Raw genomic sequence first — 22347 nt, forward strand, 5'->3', positions numbered from 1 at the left:
GAAAAACTCACTGTGAGTAGGGATAGCGCTTGGGCAGATTCAAGTCGCTCGCGGGCAGCAATGGCATCGCATACGACACGCGCGCCGGACCTGTCATCGCATGCTGCGATGCCTTGGCTTCCCATGTGCCAGCCGTCCCGTGCGTGATTCCGGAGGCGTTGATCCGGATGAAGGACCCGCCGGCGGATATCAACACTTCGTCTTTTGCATGTATCTCGACGCGCCCGCTCGTCGACAGCAGCCGGGCCACCTTCTCGGCAATCAGGTCCAGGTCGTCGCTCTGGGCCTGCACCTCCACCTTGCCCTTGGCGGAGAACAGCTTGATCCCGGCCTTGAAGGCGAACAGGCTGATCTTCTCGGCCACGCTGGCCAGCAGGCTTTTACCGGCAGCGATGCTGGTATCCGTTCCCGATGACAGCGTGAGCTCCGCACCAGCATGCGTATGCACCCCCTTGGGGGTAGTGAGGCCAATGCCATCCGGGGAGGCCGCCAGCAGAACGGCCTGCTTGAAACGATTGGCCTGCGCCTGCGACGGATCCGCGTAATCCGCCTGGGTGGCATCGATGAAATCGCACAATGACTCATGCGCTGCGAGCGCTTCAGCGCCCGCTTTCGCTGCTGTCTCCGACAGGGTCCGGCTGAGGGCCGCGCCGGACTTCAGCTGACCGGTAGCCTCATTGGCATCGAGTTGCGTACCCTGTGCGCCTGGTCGTCCATAGGTGCTGATGTACAAGCCCTTGTGCGTGACGATGGCGCCGTAGGCATCGGTGCTCAGTGCAAAGCCGCTTCCGAAGAAGCCGCCACGCTCGTTGCCCGTCTGGCTGACCAGGTGGCCGAGATTCAATTGCGCATGGGTATTGGTGCTGTAGAGATGAATCCGGCTTTGCTCAGGGGTGTCGTCCATCACCATCTGGTTGAACCCGGTGCCGCCGAACTCCTTGGATTTCACGCCCGAGAGCCGTCCGTCGGTATGCCACTGCGGACGCTGCTCCCCGTTGAACAAGCGACCGGTCACCACCGGCCGGTCCGGGTCGCCGTTGAGGAAGGACACGATGACTTCCTGCCCGATGCGCGGCACCTGGAGGGCACCCCAGGATTGGCCGGCATTGGGGTAACTCACCCGTACCCAGCAGGACGCCGCCTCGTTGCCGGGATTGATGCGGTCCCAGCGGAACTGGACCTTGATGCGATCGAGGTGATCGGTATAGACCTCCTCACTGGCCGGCCCCACGACGATGGCCGTCTGCGGCAGCATGAGCGGCCTGGCATGCGTGCGCGCAGCACGAAACGGCAGCTTGCGGCGCTGTACCTCGAAGCGGTTGAAGCAATGGCCGGTGTGCTCGTTGTCCGTTTCATCGACCTGCCGTTCGCGCCGGATCGACTCCTTGAAGGCCATCAGTGTGCCTTTCAGGCTGCCCGGAAAATCCAGTGCCTGATGCGACAGGGGCAGGTTGTTCTCAATGAACCAGTCGATGGCGAGGATGACGAACTGGCGTTCCCTGTCGGGCTCGGTCCGGTACTGGGGATGTTCTTCCAGCCTGAACCAGCGCCCGCAGGCCAGATTGCGCACGCCCGAGACGGCTGCGTAGCGCTGCATGGCAGACTCCCATTGCTCAACTTGCAGATCGGCTTGGCGATTGCCGTCTTCCTGCAGCCTGAAACTGTAAGCGCCGGTGTATTCATACATCTCCAGCTGCGCGGGCAGGTGGCCGTATTCGGGCATCACCTGTTCTTCGGCCTCCTTCTGCATGCGAGGCGATTTGTAGTCGTCGGTGCGCCCTCGCCATGACTTCGAGGAAAGCGTGCGGCTGGCGCTCCAATGCAGGATCTTGTCGAGCTCGTCGCGGGGGGCGGCGCCGTGGAAGGCGATGCCTTGCCGGGGCAAGCCGGGCAGGTTCCAGGTATTGTCGGTGATGACCAGAACGTGGCCGCTGCCATCTTCCCGCTGCTCGTGATGGGCGAACCAGCCTTCTTCTTCCAACAGGCGCTGGACGAAATGCCAGTCGGTCTCGTACTGGGTGCAATAGGAGCGCGGGACGTAAGTTCGTTCAAGGACAAAGCGGTAATGGCCGCGTGCTTGCGGATGGTTGTTGAAGACGTCAGCGAGAATGTCCTCGGTCCGCTTGTCCTGCCAGATCCGGGCGTCCTTGCGAAAGCGCAGGAAATGCAGCCACGAAGAGAACGAGAGCTGGCAGAAATCGAGTTCGCCGTCACTGCCCAGGCGCTTTGCAGTATGCACGTAGCCATGCCAGGGCAGGGTCTCGCCCTCATGCTGCCGGATCCACAGCGTGACTGGCTGCGCAATCAACTGCTCCAGCGCGATGCCGGTATGCGTGCTCAGCAGATCGAGGGTGACTTCGTAGCCATCATTGAGTCGCTCGGTGGCGATCAGCCGTTGTGGCAAGAGGACGTCTGGACCAAGTGGCGAGTCCAGCTGGAGCAGCCGGCGATGCTGCGTGATGCGCGCGTGGGAGCGTGGTGAATGATTCGGCGAGGGGGAGGGCATGCGATGCGGCTTCCAGAGAGAATTCGCGCAGTCGGGAACATGCCAGTGAACAAACAGGAGAAAATCGCAGCACCTGATGCGAAGCGCGCCTGCCCGTTTGGAAGGAGGATGTCCCTGATGCGGCCAATGCCCATGGACTCCTCGGTACAGCCAAGGCCGCGGGCGACGAAGGCGACAGTCTCCGTTGCGCGAGGCACTTTCTCAATGGAAGTAATTCGATTTTTCGGACGATTAGCGTAGTGGCTTTCGCCAAGCCATAGTCAAGACAGCTCGGGTGTTTTGATGGAGTGCTGATTTTCTTTGAATGGCAACGGCCATAAAAAATCGCGCCGCTCCGAGGGAGGGCGCGATGCGGTTTACGTCAGCAGGAAGAACACGCTCACCGGGTCCCGGTCTTGTTCCAATCCGCAGCCTTGTCCGATGCCGCCCCTGCCACCGAATACAGCGCTCCCGGCGCATTGCGCGTCTTCTGGAATTCTTCCAGCGACTGACCGCGCATCGCCGCGTAGATATGCAGGTTTGATACGCCGACCACCGCGCCCAGCTTTTCCAGCAGGAAGAAGATCACGCCATAACGGATCATGGCCTGCCAGTCGCGGCGGCTGATCATGTCGCATTCCTCCTGCGACAGACCAGCTTGCGCATAGGTCGCTTGCGGATCCGCCAGGAAGCGCTCGCGGAACGCCGGCTGGATCAGCTGGTACAGGTAGCGGTTGATGCGGTAGCGCGTATTGGCCGTCTCCAGCGTGAAGGGATAGGTGCCTTGCAGTTGCTCGATACCCTTGAGCTGCTGCGCCACGTGCTCGCGATGACGCGCCACCTCGGCCGCCTGCAAGGCCGCATCGGCCGGCACCGCCGGTTCATAGACGGCCACCGCGATGCCGGTCATGGAGGGCAGGTAATACTCGCGATGCAGGCAATTCACGCCTGCCGGCATGGCCCCGCGCATGATGAGCCACATGATGACTTCGGCACTCTCCAGTCCGCCCAGGGTCGCCAGCTCGGCGTGGGTCAGGCGCGTGAGCGCCTCCGGATCATGCTGCAGGAGATCGAGGACCTGATGGTCCCACGGCGTGTTGTTGAAGCCCGCACGCTCGCCATGCACCTGGTGCGACAGCCCGCCGGTAGCCACGATGACCACGTCCAGGTCTTCCGGATAGCTTTCGATGGCGCGGCGCAAGCCCTGGCCCAGCTTGTAGCAGCGGCGCGCGGTGGGGATCGGGAACTGCAGCACGCCTACCTGCAGCGGGATGATCTGGCCGGGCCAGCCCTCCTGGTGCGGCCACAGTATCGACAGCGGCGAGAAGCACCCATGGTCCAGCGGCTTGTTCTGGAAGAAGGCCATGTCGAATTCATCGGCCATCAGGGAGCTGCCGATATGCCGCGCCAGCGCCGCCTGGCCGCCCACCGGCGGCAGCTTGCGGGCACCACCGCCTTCGTCGGCGACCTGGTACTCGCTGCCCACCCCCAGCGCAAAGGCGGAGTAATGGTCAAAGAAGAAGGAGGTCACGTGGTCGTTGTAGACCACCAGCAGCACGTCCGGCTGCTTCTCTTGCAGCCATTGCTGCACCGGCTCGTAAGCCTTGAAGATGGGCGCCCAGACCGCATCGTGCTGCTTGTTGGCATCCAGCGCGAAGCCGATGGTCGGTGTGTGGGAGGTGGCGATGGCGCCGACGATGTTGGCCATGACGATTTATTCCTGTAACAGATGAATCCGATGTGATTGATGCAGCAGCTTGATCAAACCGCTGCCGCCGGACGCTGTCCCATCTGGATGAAGACGATGATCAGCGCCGCCAGCGTCGCCGGGACCGCGAGAATGGCGATGACGGCACCAAAGCCCCAGCCCATCGACAGCAGGACGCCGCCGGCGAAGGAGCCCAGGATGCTGCCGAAGCGGCCCACCCCCAGCATCCACGATACGCCGGTCGCACGCACCACGGTCGGATAGCAGGAGGGGGCAAAGGCGTTCAGTCCGGTTTGTGCGCCGCTCATGCAGAAGCCGGCCAGCAGCACGTAGGCCGCAAACATGCCCGACTGCACGCTGCCGGACGCCAGCAGCAGGATGAAGACGGCACCGGCGATGTAGGCGCAGGCGATGGCACGGCTGGGCGACCAGCGATCCATCAGGAAGCCTACCACCAGCGCGCCGACGGTACCGCCCAGCTGGAACAGTGCCGTGATGCTGGCCGCCTTCTCGATGGGCAGGCCGGCATCCTTGATCAGCGTGGGCAGCCAGCCGGAGAGCAGGTAGATCACCAGCAAGCCCATGAAGTAGGTGCCCCACAGCGACAGGGTGGTCTTGCGATAGGCGTCCGAGAGCAGGACCTTGGCCGGCTGGCCGCCCTTGACCGGCGGTTCGCTCACGCTGAAGGTCTGGCCGGCGGCGAATTGGCTGCCGCAGACGCGCGCCAGGGTGCGCGCAATGCGCTCGGCGGGATAGTGGCGCACCACCATGAAGCGCGCCGACTCCGGCACCAGCCACAGGTAGAACGGCAGGCAGAGCAGCGGAATGGCACCGCCGACCATCAGCACGGTGCGCCAGCCGTAATCCGGCAGCAGGGCGGCGGCCAGGAATCCGACCAGGCCGGAGCCCAGGTTGAAGCCGGTGAACATGATCGCCAGCAGCGTGCTGCGCGAACGCTCGGGGACGTACTCGGAAAGCAGGGTGGTGGCATTGGGCATGGCCGCGCCCAGGCCAAGTCCGGTCAGGAAGCGCAGCACCGAGAGCGTGACCACGTCATGCGCGAAGGCACAGGCCAGGCTGCACGCACCGAACCAGGCCACCGCCGTCATCAGCAGTTTCTTGCGGCCATAGCGGTCCGACAGCGGACCGACCAGCAGCGCACCCACGGCCAGACCGATGGGCGCGGCACTCATGACCACGCCGAAGGCTGCGCGCGAGATGCCCCACTCCTTGGTGATGGCCGGTGCCAGGAAGCCCATGATGGCCACGTCCATGCCGTCGGTGGCCACGATGAGGAAGCACAGGATCAGCAGTAGCCATTGGTAGCCGGACATCTTGCGCCCGTTGATGTGCGAGCGCACGTCCAGCGATTGTGCTGTATTCATTAAGTCTCCGTAATGGTGTCGAATTGTCGGGATCTGCCGGCTTGTCTGCACGCGGCTTGGGGATTACCTGTCTAGGCAGCACCAGCGTGCCTCGACTTGGCACAAAGTGTAAGACGGGGAGGGCTGGCGAGTATTGCTTTCGGCTACCGGAGCGTTGCCATTTGCTAATCGTGATGGATTTTTTATGCATCCGGGCAAGCGCGCTCGTACCGCTTGGGGCCCGCCTGCTGCGGGCGTGCGCGGTTCAGTCCAGTGCTGCGGCGACCGCTTCGATGGCTTCCTGCAGGGCCCGGGCGCCGGGCGACAGATGCGCACCCTTGCGCTGCATCAGTCCGATGCGGCGCTCCATGCCGCGCATGGCGAAGGGGAGGGTGGTGAGCTGCCCGGTGGCGATCTCATGCTGCAGTTGATGGGCCGAGATCACGGTGAGCATGTCGCTGCCCACCAGCAGTCCGCGCAGCAACGCCAGGTCGCCGGTCTCCACCGCTGGACGGGGCGCCGGCCAGCGGCTGTCGCGGAAGAATTGCTCGATGGAATCGCGCAGGGGCGTCCCGGCTCGTGAGAGCACCCAGGGATAGCCGTCGAGATCACGCAGGGACAGCTTCTTGCGGCGCGCCAGCGGGTGCCCGGCCCGTGCGATCAGGGCGGCACTGTCGGCCACCAGCGGCCGCATGTCGAAGGTGTCACTGGAAAAGGCGCGCAATGCGCCGACGATGAAATCGATGCGTCCGCTCATGAGGCCGGCGGCCAGTTCTTCATAGGGGCTTTCCAGCGAGCGGATCTGCAGCCGCGGATGGCGCGCCAGTACCCGCGTCATCGCCGCCGGCAGCAGTTGCGAACGCGCCAGCGGCAAGGCCCCGACGGTCACCGTGCCTTGCACCACACCGTCGAGGGCGGCGATGTCTTCCGGAATATGGCGCAGCTCGGCCAGCGCCCGGCCGAAGCGTTCGGTCCAGCGGCGGCCCGCATCGGTGGGCAACATCCCGTGTGCGGTGCGAAAGAAGAGCGCCTGCCCGAGGATGCCCTCCAGCATCGACAGGGCCTGGCTCACCGCCGAGGGGGACACTTCCATCAGGCGCGCCACGCTGGGCATGTGATGCGTTTCGGCCAGCAGCGCGGCGGCATGCAGGCGGCGTTCGTTGAACAGCGCGTCCAGGCTGCCCACCGGCTGGCCGTTTCGGTCGCGCAGGCGCAGCGCATCGTCGCGTACCTCGCGCAGTTCGGCTTCGATACGTTCGACGCGCAGCCGCACGGCTTGGCCAGCGGCGGTCAGCAGCATGCCGCGGCCCTTGCGCTCGAACAGTTGCGCCGACAGGCTCTGCTCCAGCGCCGCCACCGAGCGCGCCACCGCAGAGGAGGCGCGCAGCAACGTGTCGGAGGAGCGGCGCACGCCGCCAGTGGTGGCGACAACATTGAAGACGTGCAGGTGACGCAGGTTGAGCAGGGCCATGGCGAGACGATCCGGGGACATTGATTTCTGAGCGCGATTAGAAAATTAGAACAGAGGAAGGCCCACAACGCAACCAAGCCGACAAGGCGCTCACGCATACTCGACGCCATTGTTTTCAAAGGTAAAGCGCCGTGCCTGATCCTGATTTCCCTGCTCCTGGCGACGCTGACGCGTCCGACCTGCTGGCCATTCCCTGCACCCTGATGCGCGGCGGCACCTCGCGCGGTCCCTTCTTCGTGGCCGACGACCTGCCACAGGATGTCGCTGCGCGCGATCGCGTGCTGCTGGCCGCGCTGGGTTCTCCCGATCGTCGCCAGATCGATGGCCTCGGCGGTGCCCATCCGCTGACCAGCAAGGCCGGCATCGTCAGCCGCAGCCGTGTGACCGGGGTGGACCTGGATTTCCTGTTCGCACAGTTGCAGCCTGAATCGGACCGCGTCGATACCACCCCCAATTGCGGCAACATGCTGGCTGCCGTGCTGCCCTTTGCCATCGAGCGCGGCCTGATCGCTGCCGGTCCCGAGACCACCACCGCGCGCATTCTCACACTCAACACCGGCATGCAGTGCGATGTGACGGTACAGACACCGGGCGGCCGCCTGCGCTATCGGGGCGATACCCGTATCGATGGCGTGCCGGGATCGGCGGCACCGGTCAGCATCAACTTCCTCGACACGGCGGGCTCGGTCAGCCCTGCCATGCTGCCTACGGGGCGCGTGCAAGACCGGGTGCGCTACGCCACCCCCGGCGGTGAGCAGCGCGAGACTGCTGCCACCCTGATCGACAATGGCATGCCCATGGTGCTGGTGCGCGCGTCTGATTTCGGCCTGACCGGTGATGAAAGCGTGGCTGCCCTCAATGCCGACGCGGTCCTGAAGGAGCGGCTGGAGGCTTTGCGGCTGGCCTGCGGTCCGCTCATGGGATTGGGTGAGGTCAGCGCCAGGAATTATCCCAAGATGTGCCTGCTGTCTGCCCCCTTGGCGGGTGGCACGATCAGCACCCGCTGCTTCATCCCGCATGTCTGCCACGAGGCCATCGGTGTACTGGCCGCCGTCACCGTCGCCACCGCCTGCGTGCTGGAAGGCTCCATAGCCCAGGGGCTGGCGCTGGCCGGCAGCGGCTTGCAGCGCACCGTCTCGGTGGAGCATCCCAGCGGCGAATTCAGCGTCGCGCTGGAGCTTGATCCCCATGACCAGCAACAGATCCTGCGTGCCGCGCTGCTGCGCACGGCGCGTCCCATCCTGCGCGGGGAAGTCCTGGTTCCCGCCGAACTCCTGACAGAACATTCCTGAATCCCATGCGAGACTCCCTCATCATCGACTGCCATGGCCATTACACCACCGCCCCCAAGGCGCTGGAAGACTGGCGCAACCGGCAGATCGCCAACCTGAACACGCCTGAACTCGGTCCCAAGGTGGCCGAGCTCAAGATCAGCGACGACGAACTGCGCGAATCCATCCAAAGCAACCAGTTGCGACTGATGCGCGAACGCGGTGCGGATCTGACCATCTTCTCGCCGCGCGCCTCGTTCATGGCGCATCACATCGGCGATCTCAAGACCAGCCAGACCTGGGCGGCCATCTGCAACGAGCTGTGCCATCGGGTAGCGCAGCTGTTTCCCGATCACTTCATCGGTGCGGCCATGCTGCCGCAGTCGCCGGGGGCCGATATCCGCACCTCGATTGCGGAGATGGAAAAGTGCGTGCGGGAATATGGTTTCGTCGGCATCAATCTCAATCCCGATCCCTCGGGCGGGCACTGGACTGCGCCGCCGCTGTCGGACCGCTCTTGGTATCCGCTCTACGAAAAGATGGTGGAGCTGGAGGTGCCCGCCATGATCCACGTGAGCACCAGCTGCAATGCCTGCTTCCACACCACCGGTGCGCATTACCTCAATGCCGATACCACTGCCTTCATGCAGTGCCTGACCTCGGACCTGTTCAAGGATTTCCCGACGCTGAAGTTCCTGATCCCGCACGGCGGCGGTGCCGTGCCTTACCACTGGGGCCGTTTCCGTGGCCTGGCGCAGGAGATGAAGAAGCCGCTGCTGGAGGAGCATCTGCTCAACAACATCTTCTTCGACACCTGCGTGTATCACCAGCCGGGCATCGACCTGCTCACGCGCGTGATCCCGGTACAGAACGTGCTGTTCGCCTCCGAGATGATCGGAGCGGTGCGCGGCATTGATCCGCAGACCGGCCACTACTACGACGATACCAAGCGCTACATCGAGGCCGCCGCCCTGAGCCGCGAAGAGCGCCACCAGATCTACGAAGGCAATGCCCGCCGCGTCTACCCGCGCCTGGATGCCGCCCTCAACGCGAAAGGACTGACAGCATGAGCACTCCCCTGATCAACCAGCTTGGCGTGGTCAAGCGCCAGATCGAACGCGCCGATGCCGCCGCCGTACGACAGCTCGGCCAGTTCGGCGTGGCGACCGTGCATGAGGCGCAGGGCCGCACCGGCCTGTTGAAGCCCTACCTGCGTCCGATCTTTCCCGGTAGCACCGTCTCTGGCACGGCCGTGACCGTGCTGCTGCACCCCGGCGACAACTGGATGATGCACGTGGTGGCCGAGCAGATCCGTCCCGGTGACATCGTGGTGGCGGCCATCACGGCCGAGTGCACCGACGGCTATTTCGGCGACCTGCTGGCCACCAGTTTCATGGCACGCGGGGCGCGGGCCCTCATCATCGATGCCGGTGTGCGCGACGTGAAGGTGTTGAAGGAAATGGGCTTCCCGGTGTGGAGCCGCGCCATCAGCGCCAAGGGCACCATCAAGGCCACACCGGGCTCGGTCAATGTGCCGGTGATCTGCGCCGGTGCCCTGGTCAATCCGGGCGACGTGATCGTGGCCGATGATGATGGTGTGGTGGCCGTACCTGCCGCTGATGCCGTGCGTGTGGCCGAGGTGGCGCAGAAGCGCGAAGCCCTGGAAGGCGAGAAGCGCGCCCAGCTCGCCGCCGGCGTGCTGGGGCTGGACATGTACAAGATGCGCGCGCCGCTGGAAGCGGCCGGCCTGAAATACATCGACTGATTTTATGTGACCCGCAGGACGAACCTGGCAGGAAACCGCGAGGGGAAGAAGAGAGCGCCCACGCAGAAGAGGCGCACGCCGAGCTGAACTGACACGTGCGCTGCCCGGCAGCGCGCCCTTGATGCAGGCCATCGACATTGACAAGAACACTGGATCAACCAGACCGATTCAACCACAGGAGGAGATTCCTTATGCAGTTGCAACACCCCATCCGTCTCATCCCGGCAGCCCTGCTGCTGGCCGCTGCCCCCGCTGCCTTCGCGCAGAGTTCAGTGACCATCTATGGCGTAGTGGACGTCTATACGGCCTACCAGAAGAGCACCGTCGGCGGCAAGGACACTTCGCTCTGGGCCATGGGCAACAACGGCCAGATGACCAGCCGTCTCGGCTTCAAGGGCGTCGAGGATCTGGGTGGCGGCTATCGCGCCAGCTTCAATCTGGAAACCGGTTTCGATCCCAGCACCGGCGGCCTGCAGAACAGCTATCGCTACTTCGACCGCCAGTCCTGGGTCGGCCTCGGCGGCGGCTTCGGCGAAGTGCGCGTGGGGCGGCAGAACAGCGTCATGTTCCTCTACTCGGGCAATATGGATGCGTTCGGTGCGGCCACCTATGGCTCGGCCTACAACAACTTCGCCAACTGGCTGGCGCGGGTGGACAACGACATCAGCTACATCTCGCCCAAGTTTGCCAATACCACGCTGGAACTGCATTACTCGGTCGGCGAGCGCGCCGGCAGCACCGCCGGCAATGCGGTCTACCAGATCGGCATGCAGACCCAGCAGGGACCGCTCTACGTGGGTAGCGCCTATCTCAACGCCAACAACGCCACCAACACCAACAGCGTGAAACAGTTCATGCTGGGCGGCAATGTTGAGTATGGCAGCGGCAAGGTCTACCTGGCCTTCTTCCGCACCAACGAAGTGATCTCGGCCACCACCGGCAATGTTTTCACCAACCCGGCCGGCAAGTACGATCCTGCCGGTGCCGTGGTCGGCAATACGGCGGGCGACTATCACAACACCTACAGCCTCTCGGCCGACTACCGCATCAATGCGCAGACTACGGTCGGTGCCGGTGGCGGTTATGTCAAGGACGGCTCGCGCTACAACAACAACGCGCGCCAGTTCAGCCTGATCGTGAACTACGACCTCTCCAAGCGCACGCGGCTGTATGCGGTGGCCTCACGGCTGGTCAACCAGAATACCGCCGCCTATCGCATGACCGGTGCCAGCTTCACGGCCAGCCAGGCCTTGAGCCCGGATGCGGGCGCCAGCGAGACCGGCGTGCAACTGGGGATCCGGCATACCTTCTGAGGACCGTCGTTCTCAGTCGGAAGGCATGGCGTAGGCCGCGAGGAAGGTCTCTACCGCGCGGCCGACCATGCGCTTCATGCGCGGCCGGGAGATGCTGGTCTCCAGCCCCAGCATCATCGGCTTGACCGTCTCGCAATCGAGCAGGGCGCACAGCTGCAGGGTCGCCAGCATGGGGTCGGCCGTTCTCAGGCGGCCGGCTGCCATCTGCTTCTTCAGGAAGGCGGCGATGCGCTCCATCCCCATCTTCGGTCCCTCTTCGTGGAAGCGCCGACCGATGTCGCTGCGGCCCGCTTCGGCCACGATCATGCGGTGCGTCTGCAAGGTGCTTTCCTGGCACAGGAAGCTGACCGCCTTCTCACCAAAGACCTGCAGGGTCTTCGCCAGATCGTCCACCTCCTGGTCCAGTGCGGCCAGGGCAGGTTCCATCTGCTTCTTCGCCTCGCCGTGGGTCACCGCCACGAACAGCTCCTCCTTCGACTTGAAGTAGCCATACAGCGTGGCCTTGGAGCCACCAATGCGGGCCGAGATCTCGGCCATGGACGCACCCTCGAAACCCATTTCCTTGAAGACGTCGGCCGCCACGGCCAGGATGGCCTCGCGCCGCGCAGGGGTCTTGACTCTCATCGAACTGTCTCCGTTTTCTTTACAAGTGTCATTTTCGTACAGATGTGTTCAGTATTGCTTGACCGGGGAAGAACTGTCAATTAATAATACTGTACAGTTCGGTATCGTTATAAAAACCTTCTTCCCTTTCCGGAGAGTCCTTCATGCGCACCACACCCCTTCTACGGCCCGTCGCTGCACTGGCCATCCTCAGTGTCCTCAGTGCCTGCGGCAAGCCGCCGGGCGGGCCGCCACCGGCCGCAGGTACGCCCGTGCTGGGCGTGATGACGGTGCGCACCGAGCCGGTAGAGCTGCACACCGAGCTGCCGGGCCGGACCTCGCCTTACCAGATTGCTGACGTGCGGCCGCAGGTCAATGGCATCGTCAAGGCGCGCAATTTCCGCGAGGGCAGCGACGTCAAGGCCGGGCAGGTGCTGTACCAGATCAATCCGGCCAGCTATCAGGCCGCCTATGACAGCAGCGTGGCCGCCTTGGCCAAGGCCGAGGCGAGCGTCAAGACGGCGCGCCTGAAGGCCAGCCGCTACAAGGAGCTGGTGGCCATCAAGGCGGTCAGCCAGCAGGATTACGATGACGCCGTCGCCTCCCTGGGGGAAGCCGAGGCCGACGTCGGCTCGGCCCGGGCCAACGTGCAGACCAGCCGCATCAACCTCGATTACGCCAAGGTCGATGCACCCATCTCGGGCCGCATCGGCAAGTCCAGCGTGACGCCGGGCGCCCTGGTCACCGCCAGCCAGACCACGGCGCTGACGACCATCCAGCAGCTCGATCCCATCTACGTCGATGTGACCCAGTCCAGCACCAACTGGCTCAACCTGAAGGAAGCACTGGCCAATGGCGAATTGCAGAAGTCCGGCAACGGCGCCAAGGTCAGGCTGATCCTGGAGAACGGCCGTACCTACGCGCAGGAAGGAACGCTGCAGTTCTCCGATGTGACGGTCAACCAGGACACCGGCGCCATCACGCTGCGCGCAGTCTTCCCCAACCCCAAGGCCGACCTGCTGCCGGGCATGTATGTGCGCGCCGTGCTGCAGGAGGGCGTGCGCCAGCAGGGCCTGCTGGTGCCGCAACAGGCAGTCAGCCGCGACGGTGCCGGCAAGCCGGTGGCCTTCGTGGTCAACGCGCAAGGCGTGGTGGAGCAGCGCGCCCTGGTGACCGACCGCGCCATCGGCGACAAGTGGCTGGTCAGCAGCGGCTTGAAGGAAGGCGACCAGCTGGTGGTCGACGGCCAGCAGTCCGCCAAGCCCGGGGCCAAGGTGAAGGTGGTGCCGTGGTCGCCCAAGGCCACGGTGGCCAGCGCCGGTACCGCCAGCGGCACCAACTGAAAGGCGGGACGACATCATGGCTCGCTTCTTCATTGACCGCCCCATCTTCGCCTGGGTGCTCGCCATCATCGTCATGCTGGCCGGCGCCATCTCGGTGCTGACCCTGCCGATTGCGCAGTATCCGGCCATCGCGCCACCGGCCATCGCCATCACCGCCAACTATCCGGGGGCGTCGGCCAAGACCCTGGAAGACACCGTGACCCAGATCATCGAACAGAAGATGAAGGGGCTGGATCGTCTCAGCTACATGGCCTCCACCAGTGAATCGTCCGGGACGGTGACCATCACCCTGACCTTCGAGAACGGCACCAATCCGGATACGGCCCAGGTGCAGGTACAAAACAAGCTCTCCCTGGCCACGCCCTTGCTGCCCTCCGAAGTCCAGCAGCAGGGCATCACCGTGACCAAGTCGGCCACCAACTTCCTGAACGTGCTGGCCTTTACCTCGGAAGATGGCAGCATGAGCGGCTCCGACCTGTCGGACTACGTGGCCGCCAATGTCCAGGACGCCATCAGCCGGGTGGAAGGCGTGGGCGATACCACGCTCTTCGGTTCGCAATATGCGATGCGCATCTGGCTCGATCCCGACAAGCTCAACAGCTACAGCCTGACCCCGCTGGACGTGAAGAACGCCATCCAGGCGCAGAACGTACAGGTCTCGTCGGGCCAGCTGGGTGGCTTGCCTGCGGCCGAGAACCAGCAGATCAACGCCACCATCACCGCCCAGACCCGTCTGCGCACGGCCGAGCAGTTCCAGAACATCGTGCTGCGCACGCTCTCCGGTGGTGCGCGGGTCAAGCTGCGCGATGTCGCCCGCATCGAACTGGGCAGCGAGAGCTATACCTCGGTCGGCCGCTACAACGGCAAGCCCGCGGCCGGCCTGGCCATCAAGCTGGCCACCGGTGCCAATGCGCTCGATACCGTCAAGGCCATCGACGCCAGCGTGGCCCAGCTGGAGAAGTTCTTCCCCGCCGGGATGAAGGTGCAGAAGCCCTATGACACCACGCCCTTCGTGCGCATCTCCATCGAGGAAGTGGTGCGCACCCTGATCGAAGCGGTGGTGCTGGTGTTCCTGGTGATGTACCTGTTCCTGCAGAACTTCCGCGCCACGCTGATCCCCACCATCGCCGTGCCGGTGGTGCTGCTGGGCACCTTCGGCGTGCTGGCAGCCTTCGGCTTCACCATCAATACGCTGACCATGTTTGCCATGGTGCTGGCCATCGGTTTGCTGGTGGACGATGCCATCGTGGTGGTGGAAAACGTCGAGCGCGTGATGTCCGAGGAGGGCTTGCCGCCCAAGGAGGCCACCCGCAAGTCCATGGGCCAGATCAGTGGCGCGCTGGTCGGCGTGGCGCTGGTGCTGGCGGCGGTGTTCGTGCCGATGGCCTTCTTCAGCGGCTCGACCGGGGTGATCTATCGCCAGTTCTCCATCACCATCGTCTCGGCCATGACCCTGTCGGTGCTGGTGGCGCTGGTGTTGACCCCGGCCCTGTGCGCCACCCTGCTCAAGCCCGCAGCCAAGGGCCATGCGCTGGCCACCACCGGTTTCTTCGGCTGGTTCAATCGCCAGTTCGATCGCGGCAACCTGCGCTACCAGGGGATCGTGCGCCACATGCTGGGCCGCGGCTGGCGCTACATGGCCGCTTACGCGGTGCTGCTGGCGCTGGTGGTGACGGGTTTCATGAAGCTGCCGGTGGGCTTCCTGCCGGATGAGGACCAGGGCACGCTGTTTGCGATCCTGCAGTTGCCGTCCGGTGCCACCAAGGCGCGTACCGATGCAGTCATTGAACAGGTCGAGCATCATTTCCTGGTGGACCAGAAGGATGCGGTGGCCGGCGTATTCGCCGTCTCCGGTTTCAGTTTCGCCGGTAGCGGCCAGAACATGGGCTTTGCCTTCATCAAGCTCAAGCCCTGGGATGAGCGCAAGGGCCCCGGACTGTCGGTGACCGATGTGGCGGCCAAGGCCGGTGCCGCCTTCGCGCAGATTCGCGATGCCCGCGTGTTTGCCTTCGCGCCGCCGGCGGTGTCCGAACTGGGCAATGCCACCGGCTTCGACCTGATGTTGAAGGATGAAGCCAACCTCGGTCATGCCGCCCTGATGCAGGCCCGCAACCAGTTGCTGGGTACGCTGATGCAGGACAAGCGCCTGGTGGCCGTGCGCCCCAATGGCCTGGAAGATACGCCGGAGTTCCGCCTCAATGTCGATACCGACAAGGCCGGTGCGCTGGGCGTGGCCATGTCCGACATCAATGACACCATCGCCACCGCCTGGGGCAGCAGCTACGTCAACGACTTCATCGACAAGGGCCGCGTCAAGAAGGTGATGCTGCAGGCCGATGCGCAATACCGCATGCTGCCCTCGGACCTGGACCGCTGGTACGTGCGCAACAGCGCCGGCACCATGGTTCCCTTCAGCGCCTTCTCGACCGCCAGCTGGGCGTCCGGTTCGCCGCGCCTGGAGCGCTACAACGGCGTGCCGTCCATGGAAATCCTCGGCATGGCCCTGCCGGGTGCGGCCTCCAGCGGTGAAGCCATGGCCATCGTGGAAGCGGCGCTGGCCAAGATGCCGCCCGGCATCGGCTATGAGTGGACCGGCCTGTCGCTGCAGGAAAAGGCCTCCAGCGGCAAGACCGGCCTGCTGTATTCGATCTCGATCCTGATCGTGTTCCTGGCGCTGGCGGCGCTCTATGAAAGCTGGGCGGTGCCTTTCTCGGTGATCATGGTGGTACCGCTGGGCGTGTTCGGCGCACTGCTGGGCGCGATCCTGACCTGGAAGATGAATGACGTCTACTTCCAGGTGGGCCTGTTGACTACCATCGGCCTGGCCTGCAAGAACGCCATCCTGATCGTGGAATTCGCCAAGGATCTCCACGAACACGGCAAGGGCCTGGTGGAAGCGACCATGGATGCGGTGCGCATGCGTTTGCGTCCTATCCTGATGACCTCGCTGGCCTTCATCCTCGGCGTGCTGCCGCTGGTGCTGGGCAGCGGTGCGGGTGCCGGCGCGCAGCATGCGCTGGGCACGGCGGTGATCGGCGGCATGCTCTCGGGCACGGTGCTGGCGGTGTTCTTCGTGCCGCTCTTCTTCGTGATCATCATGAAGCTGTTTGCCCGCAAGCCTTCCTCCGCGCCGCAAGGCCAACCCGCGATCTCCCCGGAGCACTGACATGAATCCTTCCCTGACCCATCGCCCCGCGCATCGCCCCCGCGCGCTGGTGACACCGCTGCTGCTGGCCATGCTGCTGGGCGGCTGCACCCTGATGCCCGAGTACCAGCGGCCCGCTGCCCCCGTGGCGAGCCAGTTTGCGGGCGACCACAGCGCCAACGCCGCCGGTGGCACAGCGGCCATGGCGGTTTCTGATATCGGCTGGCGTGATGTCTTCACCGATCCGACATTGCAGGAGGTGATCAGCCTCAGTCTGGCCAACAATCGCGACCTGCGCGTGGCCGTGCTCAACATCGAGAAGGCGCGCGCCCAATATGGCGTGGAGCGCGCCGCGCTGTTCCCGACCATCAACGCCGCCACCAGCGAATCGGCCAGCCGCACACCGGCCGACCTGTCGTCCACCGGCCGTGCGCTGACCGCGCGCAGCTATACCGCCACGCTGGGTTTCAGCGCCTATGAACTGGACCTGTTCGGCCGGGTGCGCAGCCTCAAGGAGCAGGCGCTGCAATCCTTCCTCTCCACCGCCGAGGCGCGCCGCAGCACCCAGATCAGCCTGATCGCCGAAGTCGCTACCGCCTGGCTGACGCTGGCCTCCGACCAAGACCGCTTGCGCCTGGCCAAGGACACGCTGGCCAGCCAGGCCAGCAGTTACGAACTCACACGGCGCAGCTTCGAGCTGGGTTCATCCTCGGCGCTGACCTTGCGCCAGGCGCAGACCAGCGTGGAGAGTGCGCGCGTGGATGTGGAGAGCTATACCGCCCAGGTCGACCAGGACCGCAATGCCCTGGTGCTGCTGGTGGGCAAGGACCTGCCGGACCGCCTGCTGCCGCAAGGCTTGCCCGATACCGCCTTGGCCGCTGCCAGTCCGCTTGCGACCATTCCGCCAGGGCTGCCCTCGGACCTGCTGCAGCGACGCGCCGATATCGTCGAGGCCGAACGCACGCTGCGTGCCGCCAATGCCAACATCGGTGCGGCGCGCGCGGCCTTCTATCCCAGCATCAGCCTGACTGCCGATGCGGGCACAGCCAGTGCGCGGCTGGCCGGCCTGTTCAAGGGCGGCTCGGGTTCGTGGAGTTTCGTGCCGCAGATCTCCTTGCCGATCTTCGATGGCGGCGCCAACCAGGCCAACCTGGATATCGCCACCATCAGCCGCGACATCAGCGTGGCCCAGTATGAGAAGGCCATCCAGACCGCCTTCCAGGAAGTCTCCGATGCACTGGCCCAGCGCAATACCCTGGGCCGCCAGCTGAAGGCGCAGGAGGACCTGGTGGAGGCCAGCGACGCCTCGTACCGGCTCTCGCAGGCGCGCTTCAACAACGGCGTGGACAGCTACCTGACCGTCCTGGATTCGCAACGCACGCTGTATTCGGCGCAGAAGACCCTGATCGGTACGCGCCTGTCGCGCTGGACCAATCTGGTGACCTTCTACAAGGCCCTCGGCGGCGGCTGGGTGGAACGCTCCGGCCAGCCGGTGGCGAGTGACCTGGCCACGGCCGCGCCATGAGCCCGCGCGCCGACAAGACCCGCGCCATCCTGCTCGATGCCGCGCTGGCCGCGTTTGCCCGGCGCGGTGTGCGGGCCACCACGCTGGAACACGTGGCGGCCAGCGCCGCCTTTACGCGAGGTGCCGTCTACTGGCACTTCCCGGACAAGGTGGCGCTGGTCAAGGCGGTCTTCGATGACCTGGTCTGGCCCTTCGATATCGGTCCGGAACTGGCGGTGTATCGCCAGAGCGAGCAGCCCTTGTTGTTGCTGCGCGAAGTGCTGTGGTTGAAGCTGCTCGATTTCTTGCGCAACGTCCGGCAGCGGCGCCGCATGGAAGTGGTGCTGCGCTATCGCGGCACGCCCGAGCTGCCCGAGGAACTGGGTGAGCGGATCGAATCGCTGAGCCTGCGCACCTTGCAGCACCTGACTGCCGCCATCAACATCGCCTATGAGCGCGGCCAGTTGCGGCGCGGGCTCACGCCCATCGATGTGGCGCGTTGCCTGGTGGCGGCCTGCATGGGCGTCATCGCCGAGCACATGGAAGACCCGCAGGCGCGCCTGGAACATTCCTTCCACCTGGCGCCGTTATTGGTGCTGCAAGGCGCACAGGTGGCGTAAACATTCAGTGCCGCCCGCTGGCGCGCGCAATCAGGGCGTTGAGGAAAGCGCGCGCCGCATCGGGCAGGATGCGGCCGGCCAGGGACTGGATTTCCAGCTGCAGGGTTTTCATAGTCTTGTCGCGGATCTGTTGCGCCACGTGAAGTGCATTGCCCACCGAAAGCTGGAAGCGGATGTCCCAGTGTTGGCGGCAGAATTGTTCGAGCGCCGCTGGCACGAATTCCAGCGCAAAGTCCACGATGGTAGCCAGTTTCACTTCACCCCGGCGCAAGCCCTTCAAAGCCGCCAGCTCGTTGCCGATGCGTTCGGCTGCGAGCCACGCGATCTGGCGGCTGATGGCTGACCAGGCCACGTTGAGCGTAGTGGCCGCCTCGGTGATGGAACCTCGCCGCACCACTTCGAGGAAGTGGCGTACGGCCGTCTCCTGCAGCACGCGCGTACGGATGATTTACCTCCGTGACTTGTGGAAACGGTTTGCTGATTCGGCAATCGATAATTCGAAAACTTGTACTTGTGGCAAACCACATGCCGGCTTAGGATGCGTTCACGGATCGGCGGCATGGTGCCTGCCGCCGCGTCGCGAGGGAGGCTTCATGGATGCTGCACAGGCTGCAATGACGAAGGCGAAGGGTGAGGGACGCTACAAGTATCTGGTACTGGTGTTGCTGTATCTGGGCTGGTGCGTGTCCTACATCGACCGTGCCGCCATCACCTTCGCCGCGACCCAGATCGCCAGCGAATTTGCGTTGAAGCCTTCTGACCTGGGCATCCTGTTGTCGAGCTTCTTCCTCGGCTATTCCCTGTTGCAACTGCCCGGCGGCTGGCTGGCAGACCGCTATGGATCGCGGCCCGTGATCGTCATCTCCATCCTGCTGTGGTCGGTCTTCACCGGCGTGACCGGCATGGCCTGGTCCATTACCAGCCTGGTGGTGATCCGCTTCGCCTTCGGCCTGGGCGAGGGCGCGTTTCCGGCCGCCAGCATCAAGGGCGTGGCCGAAAACTTCAGCCGTGAGGAACGGCCCAAGATGTCCTCGCTGCTGATATCCTCCAATTACATCGGCAGCATGCTGGCCCCGCTGCTGATTGCACCGCTGATCATGCATTTCGGCTGGCGCGCGGTCTTCCATACCATCGGCGTTGCCGGGTTGGTGTTCGCCCTCGTGTACTGGTTCTGCGTGCGGCCGGTGCGGCCCGGCAAGGACGGTCCCAAAGCCATCAACAATCAAGCCTTCGCGGCCCTGCTCAAGATGCCGTTGATGTGGAAGATCGTGGCGGTGTGGTTTGGCCTGTCCATCATCAACAAGGGACTCGACAGCTGGATGCCGACCTACCTGATGACCGTGCGCGGTCTCAACCTCAAGGCAGTGGGCCTGTTGCTGCCGCTGCCCTACATCATGGCGGGGCTGTCTACTGCCATAGGCGGCTGGGTGATGGTGCGCTTCTTCGACGGCCGTGAGAAAGTGCTGCTGATCGCTTCTTCGCTGCTCACCGCAGTCTTCGTCTACTGCATGTACACTGCCGCGACTGTCGAGGGCGTCATCGCCTGGCAATGCCTGGCCTATTTCTTCAAGTCCTTCGTTCTGGCCACCTGTATCGCGCTGCCGACCAAGCTGCTGCAGGCGCAACTGGTGGGCAGCGGCGTGGGCATGGTCAACCTGGGCGGGCAACTGGCGGGTTTCATTTCGCCGCTGGTGATCGGCTTCCTGGTGAGCGCCTTTGCCAACTATGATTACGCTTTTGCCTTCCTGATCGGTGCGGCCCTCTTCTCTGTGCTGGTGAGCTTGTTCATCCGTACCAGCAAGACCGGCAGCCAGTTGCTGCCGGCCTGATCCACTCTCAAGGAAATTCATGTCTGATTCCCTCGTCGAAAAAACTGCCGTCGAACTGCGCCAGCTGATCGGCAGCAAGCAAGTCTCTCCGGTCGAATTGCTGGACGCCTGCATCGCCCGCATCGAAGACCTCAATCCCCATATCAATGCCGTGACCGCCACCTGCTTCGAGCGCGCCCGCCAGGAGGCGCGCGCGGCCGAGCAGGCCGTGATCGACGGTCGCCCGCTGGGCCTGCTGCACGGGCTGCCCATCGGCATCAAGGATCTCGAAGAAACCGAGGGCCTGCTCACCACCTACGGTTCTCCCATCTATCGCGGCAATGTGCCCACACGCGACAATGCACTGGTAGCGCGCCTGCGCGCGGCTGGTGCCATCGTGGCCGGCAAGACCAACGTGCCCGAGATGGGCGCCGGTGCCAACAGCCGCAATACGGTGTGGGGTGCCACCGGCAATCCCTTCAATCCGCTGCTCAATGCGGGCGGTTCCTCCGGGGGCTCGGCGGCGGCACTGGCGGTGGATTTGCTGCCGCTGTGCTCGGGTTCGGATACCGGTGGTTCGCTGCGCATCCCGGCGGCCAAATGCGGCGTCGTCGGCTTCCGTCCTTCACCGGGGCTGGTGCCGAGCGAACGCAAGCTGCTGGGCTGGACGCCGATCTCGGTGGTCGGCCCGATGGGCCGCAATGTGGCCGATACCGTGCTGCAATTGCGCGCCACCTTGGGACTGCATCAGAGTGATCCCCTCAGCTACGCCGTCGATGAAGGCAGCTTCGCGGCGCTGCCGCCGGTGGAGCTGTCGCGCCTGCGCATCGGTTATACCGAAGACTTCGGCGTGTGCGAGGTGGACGACGGCATCCGCGCGGCATTCCGCCAGAAGATGGCGGCCATCGGCCGTTTCGTGCAGGTCTGCGAGCCGGTGGAGATGGACATGGGCGAGGCCCATCGCGCCTTCGACGTGATCCGTGCCGAAGCCTTCGTGGCCGGTTTCGAGGCGGCCTATCGCCGCGATCCTGCCTCGCTCGGCACCAACACCCGCGCCAACTACGAGATGGGCGCGGCCATGAGCCTGTCCGATTGCGCCTGGGCGCAGGGTGAGCAGACCCGCCTGTTCCGCCGCTTCCAGCAACTGTATGCGCGCTATGACCTGATCGTTTCGCCGACCACGCCGGTATCTCCCTTCCCCTGGAGCGAGCTGTATCTCAAGGAGGTCAACGGCGTGGCGCTGGAAAATTATTATCGCTGGCTGGCCCTGACCTATGTGGTCACGCTTGTTACCAATCCCTCGATCTCGCTGCCCTGCGGCCGCGACCATCGCGGCATGCCCTTCGGCTTGCAGGTCACCGGCGCCTTCCGCGACGATGCCCGCCTGCTGTCCTGGGCCGCCGCGCTGGAGGCGGCGTTTGCGGGCGATGCCGCATTGTGCCGGCCGCGTCCTGACCTGGCACAACTGAAGGCGGTCCACGCGCCGCTGACCTCCATCGTCACCCATCCTCCCGTCTTCGATGGGCAGGCCACTGCCGTGGCGGGACAGGCGGCGGTATAAATCATTTAGTCAATTTCAACCTCGACCGATTCCATGAATACCATCCAACGTTTCAATACCAATGCCCGCATGAGCCAGCTGGTGCTGGCCAATGGTTTTGCCTTCGTCGCCGGCCAGGTGGCGGACCACGCCGGTGCTTCCATTGCGCAGCAGGCCAGCGAAGTGCTGGCCAAGGTCGATGCGCAATTGCAGGCCCAGGGCATCGGCCGTGAGCGCATCGTCAGCGCCAATGTCTGGCTCTCCAGCCCCGACCATTTCGCGGCCTTCAATACCGTGTGGGACGCCTGGGTGCCGGCCGGCTACGCGCCCACGCGTGCCTGCGTGCAGGCCCTGCTGATGGCGCCGGGGCTGGATGTGGAAGTGGCGGTCATCGCCGCGCTTTGACC

The 22347-nt window shown here is 64.5% G+C and carries 17 protein-coding genes; 11 read left to right on the forward strand and 6 right to left on the reverse strand.

Annotated elements, in window-relative coordinates; translation table 11 throughout:
• Positions 1 to 7: 7 nt before the first annotated feature.
• The 4 genes from FYB76_RS03650 to FYB76_RS03665 form a co-directional block, all read right to left on the reverse strand.
• Entirely contained in the window at positions 8 to 2506 is a 2499-nt protein-coding gene (locus FYB76_RS03650; RefSeq protein WP_154132727.1) for a type VI secretion system Vgr family protein, read from the reverse strand.
• Between the two features lie 379 nt (positions 2507 to 2885).
• Positions 2886 to 4193, reverse strand: coding sequence for a gallate dioxygenase (locus FYB76_RS03655; protein WP_154132728.1), 1308 nt, complete (start codon positions 4191 to 4193; stop codon positions 2886 to 2888).
• 53 nt (positions 4194 to 4246) lie between these two features.
• Positions 4247 to 5578: an MFS transporter gene (locus FYB76_RS03660; RefSeq protein WP_154132729.1), complete on the reverse strand. Its 1332-nt coding sequence runs from the start codon at positions 5576 to 5578 to the stop codon at positions 4247 to 4249.
• Between the two features lie 244 nt (positions 5579 to 5822).
• Positions 5823 to 7028, reverse strand: a complete 1206-nt coding sequence (locus tag FYB76_RS03665; RefSeq protein ID WP_154132816.1) for a LysR family transcriptional regulator — start codon at positions 7026 to 7028, stop codon at positions 5823 to 5825.
• Between the two features lie 131 nt (positions 7029 to 7159).
• Here FYB76_RS03665 and FYB76_RS03670 point away from each other — a divergent pair, with 131 nt between their 5' ends.
• The 4 genes from FYB76_RS03670 to FYB76_RS03685 all read left to right on the forward strand — a co-directional run bounded on the left by FYB76_RS03670 (position 7160) and on the right by FYB76_RS03685 (position 11377).
• Entirely contained in the window at positions 7160 to 8320 is a 1161-nt protein-coding gene (locus FYB76_RS03670; protein WP_370516290.1) for a 4-oxalomesaconate tautomerase, read from the forward strand.
• 5 nt (positions 8321 to 8325) lie between these two features.
• Complete coding sequence (locus FYB76_RS03675) at positions 8326 to 9369, forward strand: amidohydrolase family protein (RefSeq protein WP_154132730.1); 1044 nt, start codon at positions 8326 to 8328, stop codon at positions 9367 to 9369.
• An 11-nt stretch (positions 9370 to 9380) separates the two neighbouring features.
• Positions 9381 to 10064: a 4-carboxy-4-hydroxy-2-oxoadipate aldolase/oxaloacetate decarboxylase gene (gene ligK / locus FYB76_RS03680; protein WP_370516296.1), complete on the forward strand. Its 684-nt coding sequence runs from the start codon at positions 9381 to 9383 to the stop codon at positions 10062 to 10064.
• Between the two features lie 191 nt (positions 10065 to 10255).
• Complete coding sequence (locus FYB76_RS03685; RefSeq protein WP_154132732.1) at positions 10256 to 11377, forward strand: porin; 1122 nt, start codon at positions 10256 to 10258, stop codon at positions 11375 to 11377.
• Between the two features lie 12 nt (positions 11378 to 11389).
• On the opposite strand, the gene FYB76_RS03690 is transcribed toward FYB76_RS03685, so the two are convergent.
• Positions 11390 to 12001: a TetR/AcrR family transcriptional regulator gene (locus tag FYB76_RS03690; RefSeq protein WP_154132733.1), complete on the reverse strand. Its 612-nt coding sequence runs from the start codon at positions 11999 to 12001 to the stop codon at positions 11390 to 11392.
• Between the two features lie 143 nt (positions 12002 to 12144).
• Between FYB76_RS03690 and FYB76_RS03695 the strand changes: the two genes are divergently transcribed.
• The 4 genes from FYB76_RS03695 to FYB76_RS03710 are packed head-to-tail and all read left to right on the forward strand — an operon-like array spanning position 12145 to position 18592.
• On the forward strand, positions 12145 to 13323 hold the full coding sequence (locus FYB76_RS03695; protein WP_154132734.1) for an efflux RND transporter periplasmic adaptor subunit: 1179 nt from the start codon (positions 12145 to 12147) through the stop codon (positions 13321 to 13323).
• 16 nt (positions 13324 to 13339) lie between these two features.
• On the forward strand, positions 13340 to 16489 hold the full coding sequence (locus tag FYB76_RS03700; RefSeq protein WP_154132735.1) for an efflux RND transporter permease subunit: 3150 nt from the start codon (positions 13340 to 13342) through the stop codon (positions 16487 to 16489).
• A 1-nt stretch (position 16490) separates the two neighbouring features.
• Positions 16491 to 17993 (forward strand): AdeC/AdeK/OprM family multidrug efflux complex outer membrane factor, encoded by a 1503-nt coding sequence (gene adeC, locus FYB76_RS03705; RefSeq protein ID WP_154132736.1) that lies wholly within the window; start codon positions 16491 to 16493, stop codon positions 17991 to 17993.
• On the forward strand, positions 17990 to 18592 hold the full coding sequence (locus FYB76_RS03710; protein WP_088757115.1) for a TetR/AcrR family transcriptional regulator: 603 nt from the start codon (positions 17990 to 17992) through the stop codon (positions 18590 to 18592). Before adeC ends, FYB76_RS03710 begins: the two co-directional genes overlap by 4 nt.
• A gap of 4 nt (positions 18593 to 18596) precedes the next feature.
• On the opposite strand, the gene FYB76_RS03715 is transcribed toward FYB76_RS03710, so the two are convergent.
• Positions 18597 to 19025 carry a LysR family transcriptional regulator gene (locus FYB76_RS03715; RefSeq protein ID WP_370516291.1) on the reverse strand — a complete coding sequence of 143 codons (429 nt, stop codon included), beginning with the start codon at positions 19023 to 19025 and terminating at the stop codon, positions 18597 to 18599.
• A 160-nt stretch (positions 19026 to 19185) separates the two neighbouring features.
• Between FYB76_RS03715 and FYB76_RS03720 the strand changes: the two genes are divergently transcribed.
• From FYB76_RS03720 to FYB76_RS03730, 3 genes are read left to right on the forward strand one after another with little or no spacing between them, the layout of a single operon-like run.
• Positions 19186 to 20421, forward strand: coding sequence for an MFS transporter (locus FYB76_RS03720; RefSeq protein WP_187697726.1), 1236 nt, complete (start codon positions 19186 to 19188; stop codon positions 20419 to 20421).
• 19 nt (positions 20422 to 20440) lie between these two features.
• Positions 20441 to 21961: an amidase gene (locus FYB76_RS03725; RefSeq protein ID WP_088757118.1), complete on the forward strand. Its 1521-nt coding sequence runs from the start codon at positions 20441 to 20443 to the stop codon at positions 21959 to 21961.
• Positions 21962 to 21994: 33 nt separating this feature from the next.
• Positions 21995 to 22345, forward strand: a complete 351-nt coding sequence (locus tag FYB76_RS03730) for a RidA family protein (protein WP_154132737.1) — start codon at positions 21995 to 21997, stop codon at positions 22343 to 22345.
• Positions 22346 to 22347: the final 2 nt, after the last annotated feature.

Source organism: Herbaspirillum sp. CAH-3, from assembly GCF_009668275.1.
Taxonomy (GTDB): domain Bacteria; phylum Pseudomonadota; class Gammaproteobacteria; order Burkholderiales; family Burkholderiaceae_D; genus Herbaspirillum; species Herbaspirillum aquaticum.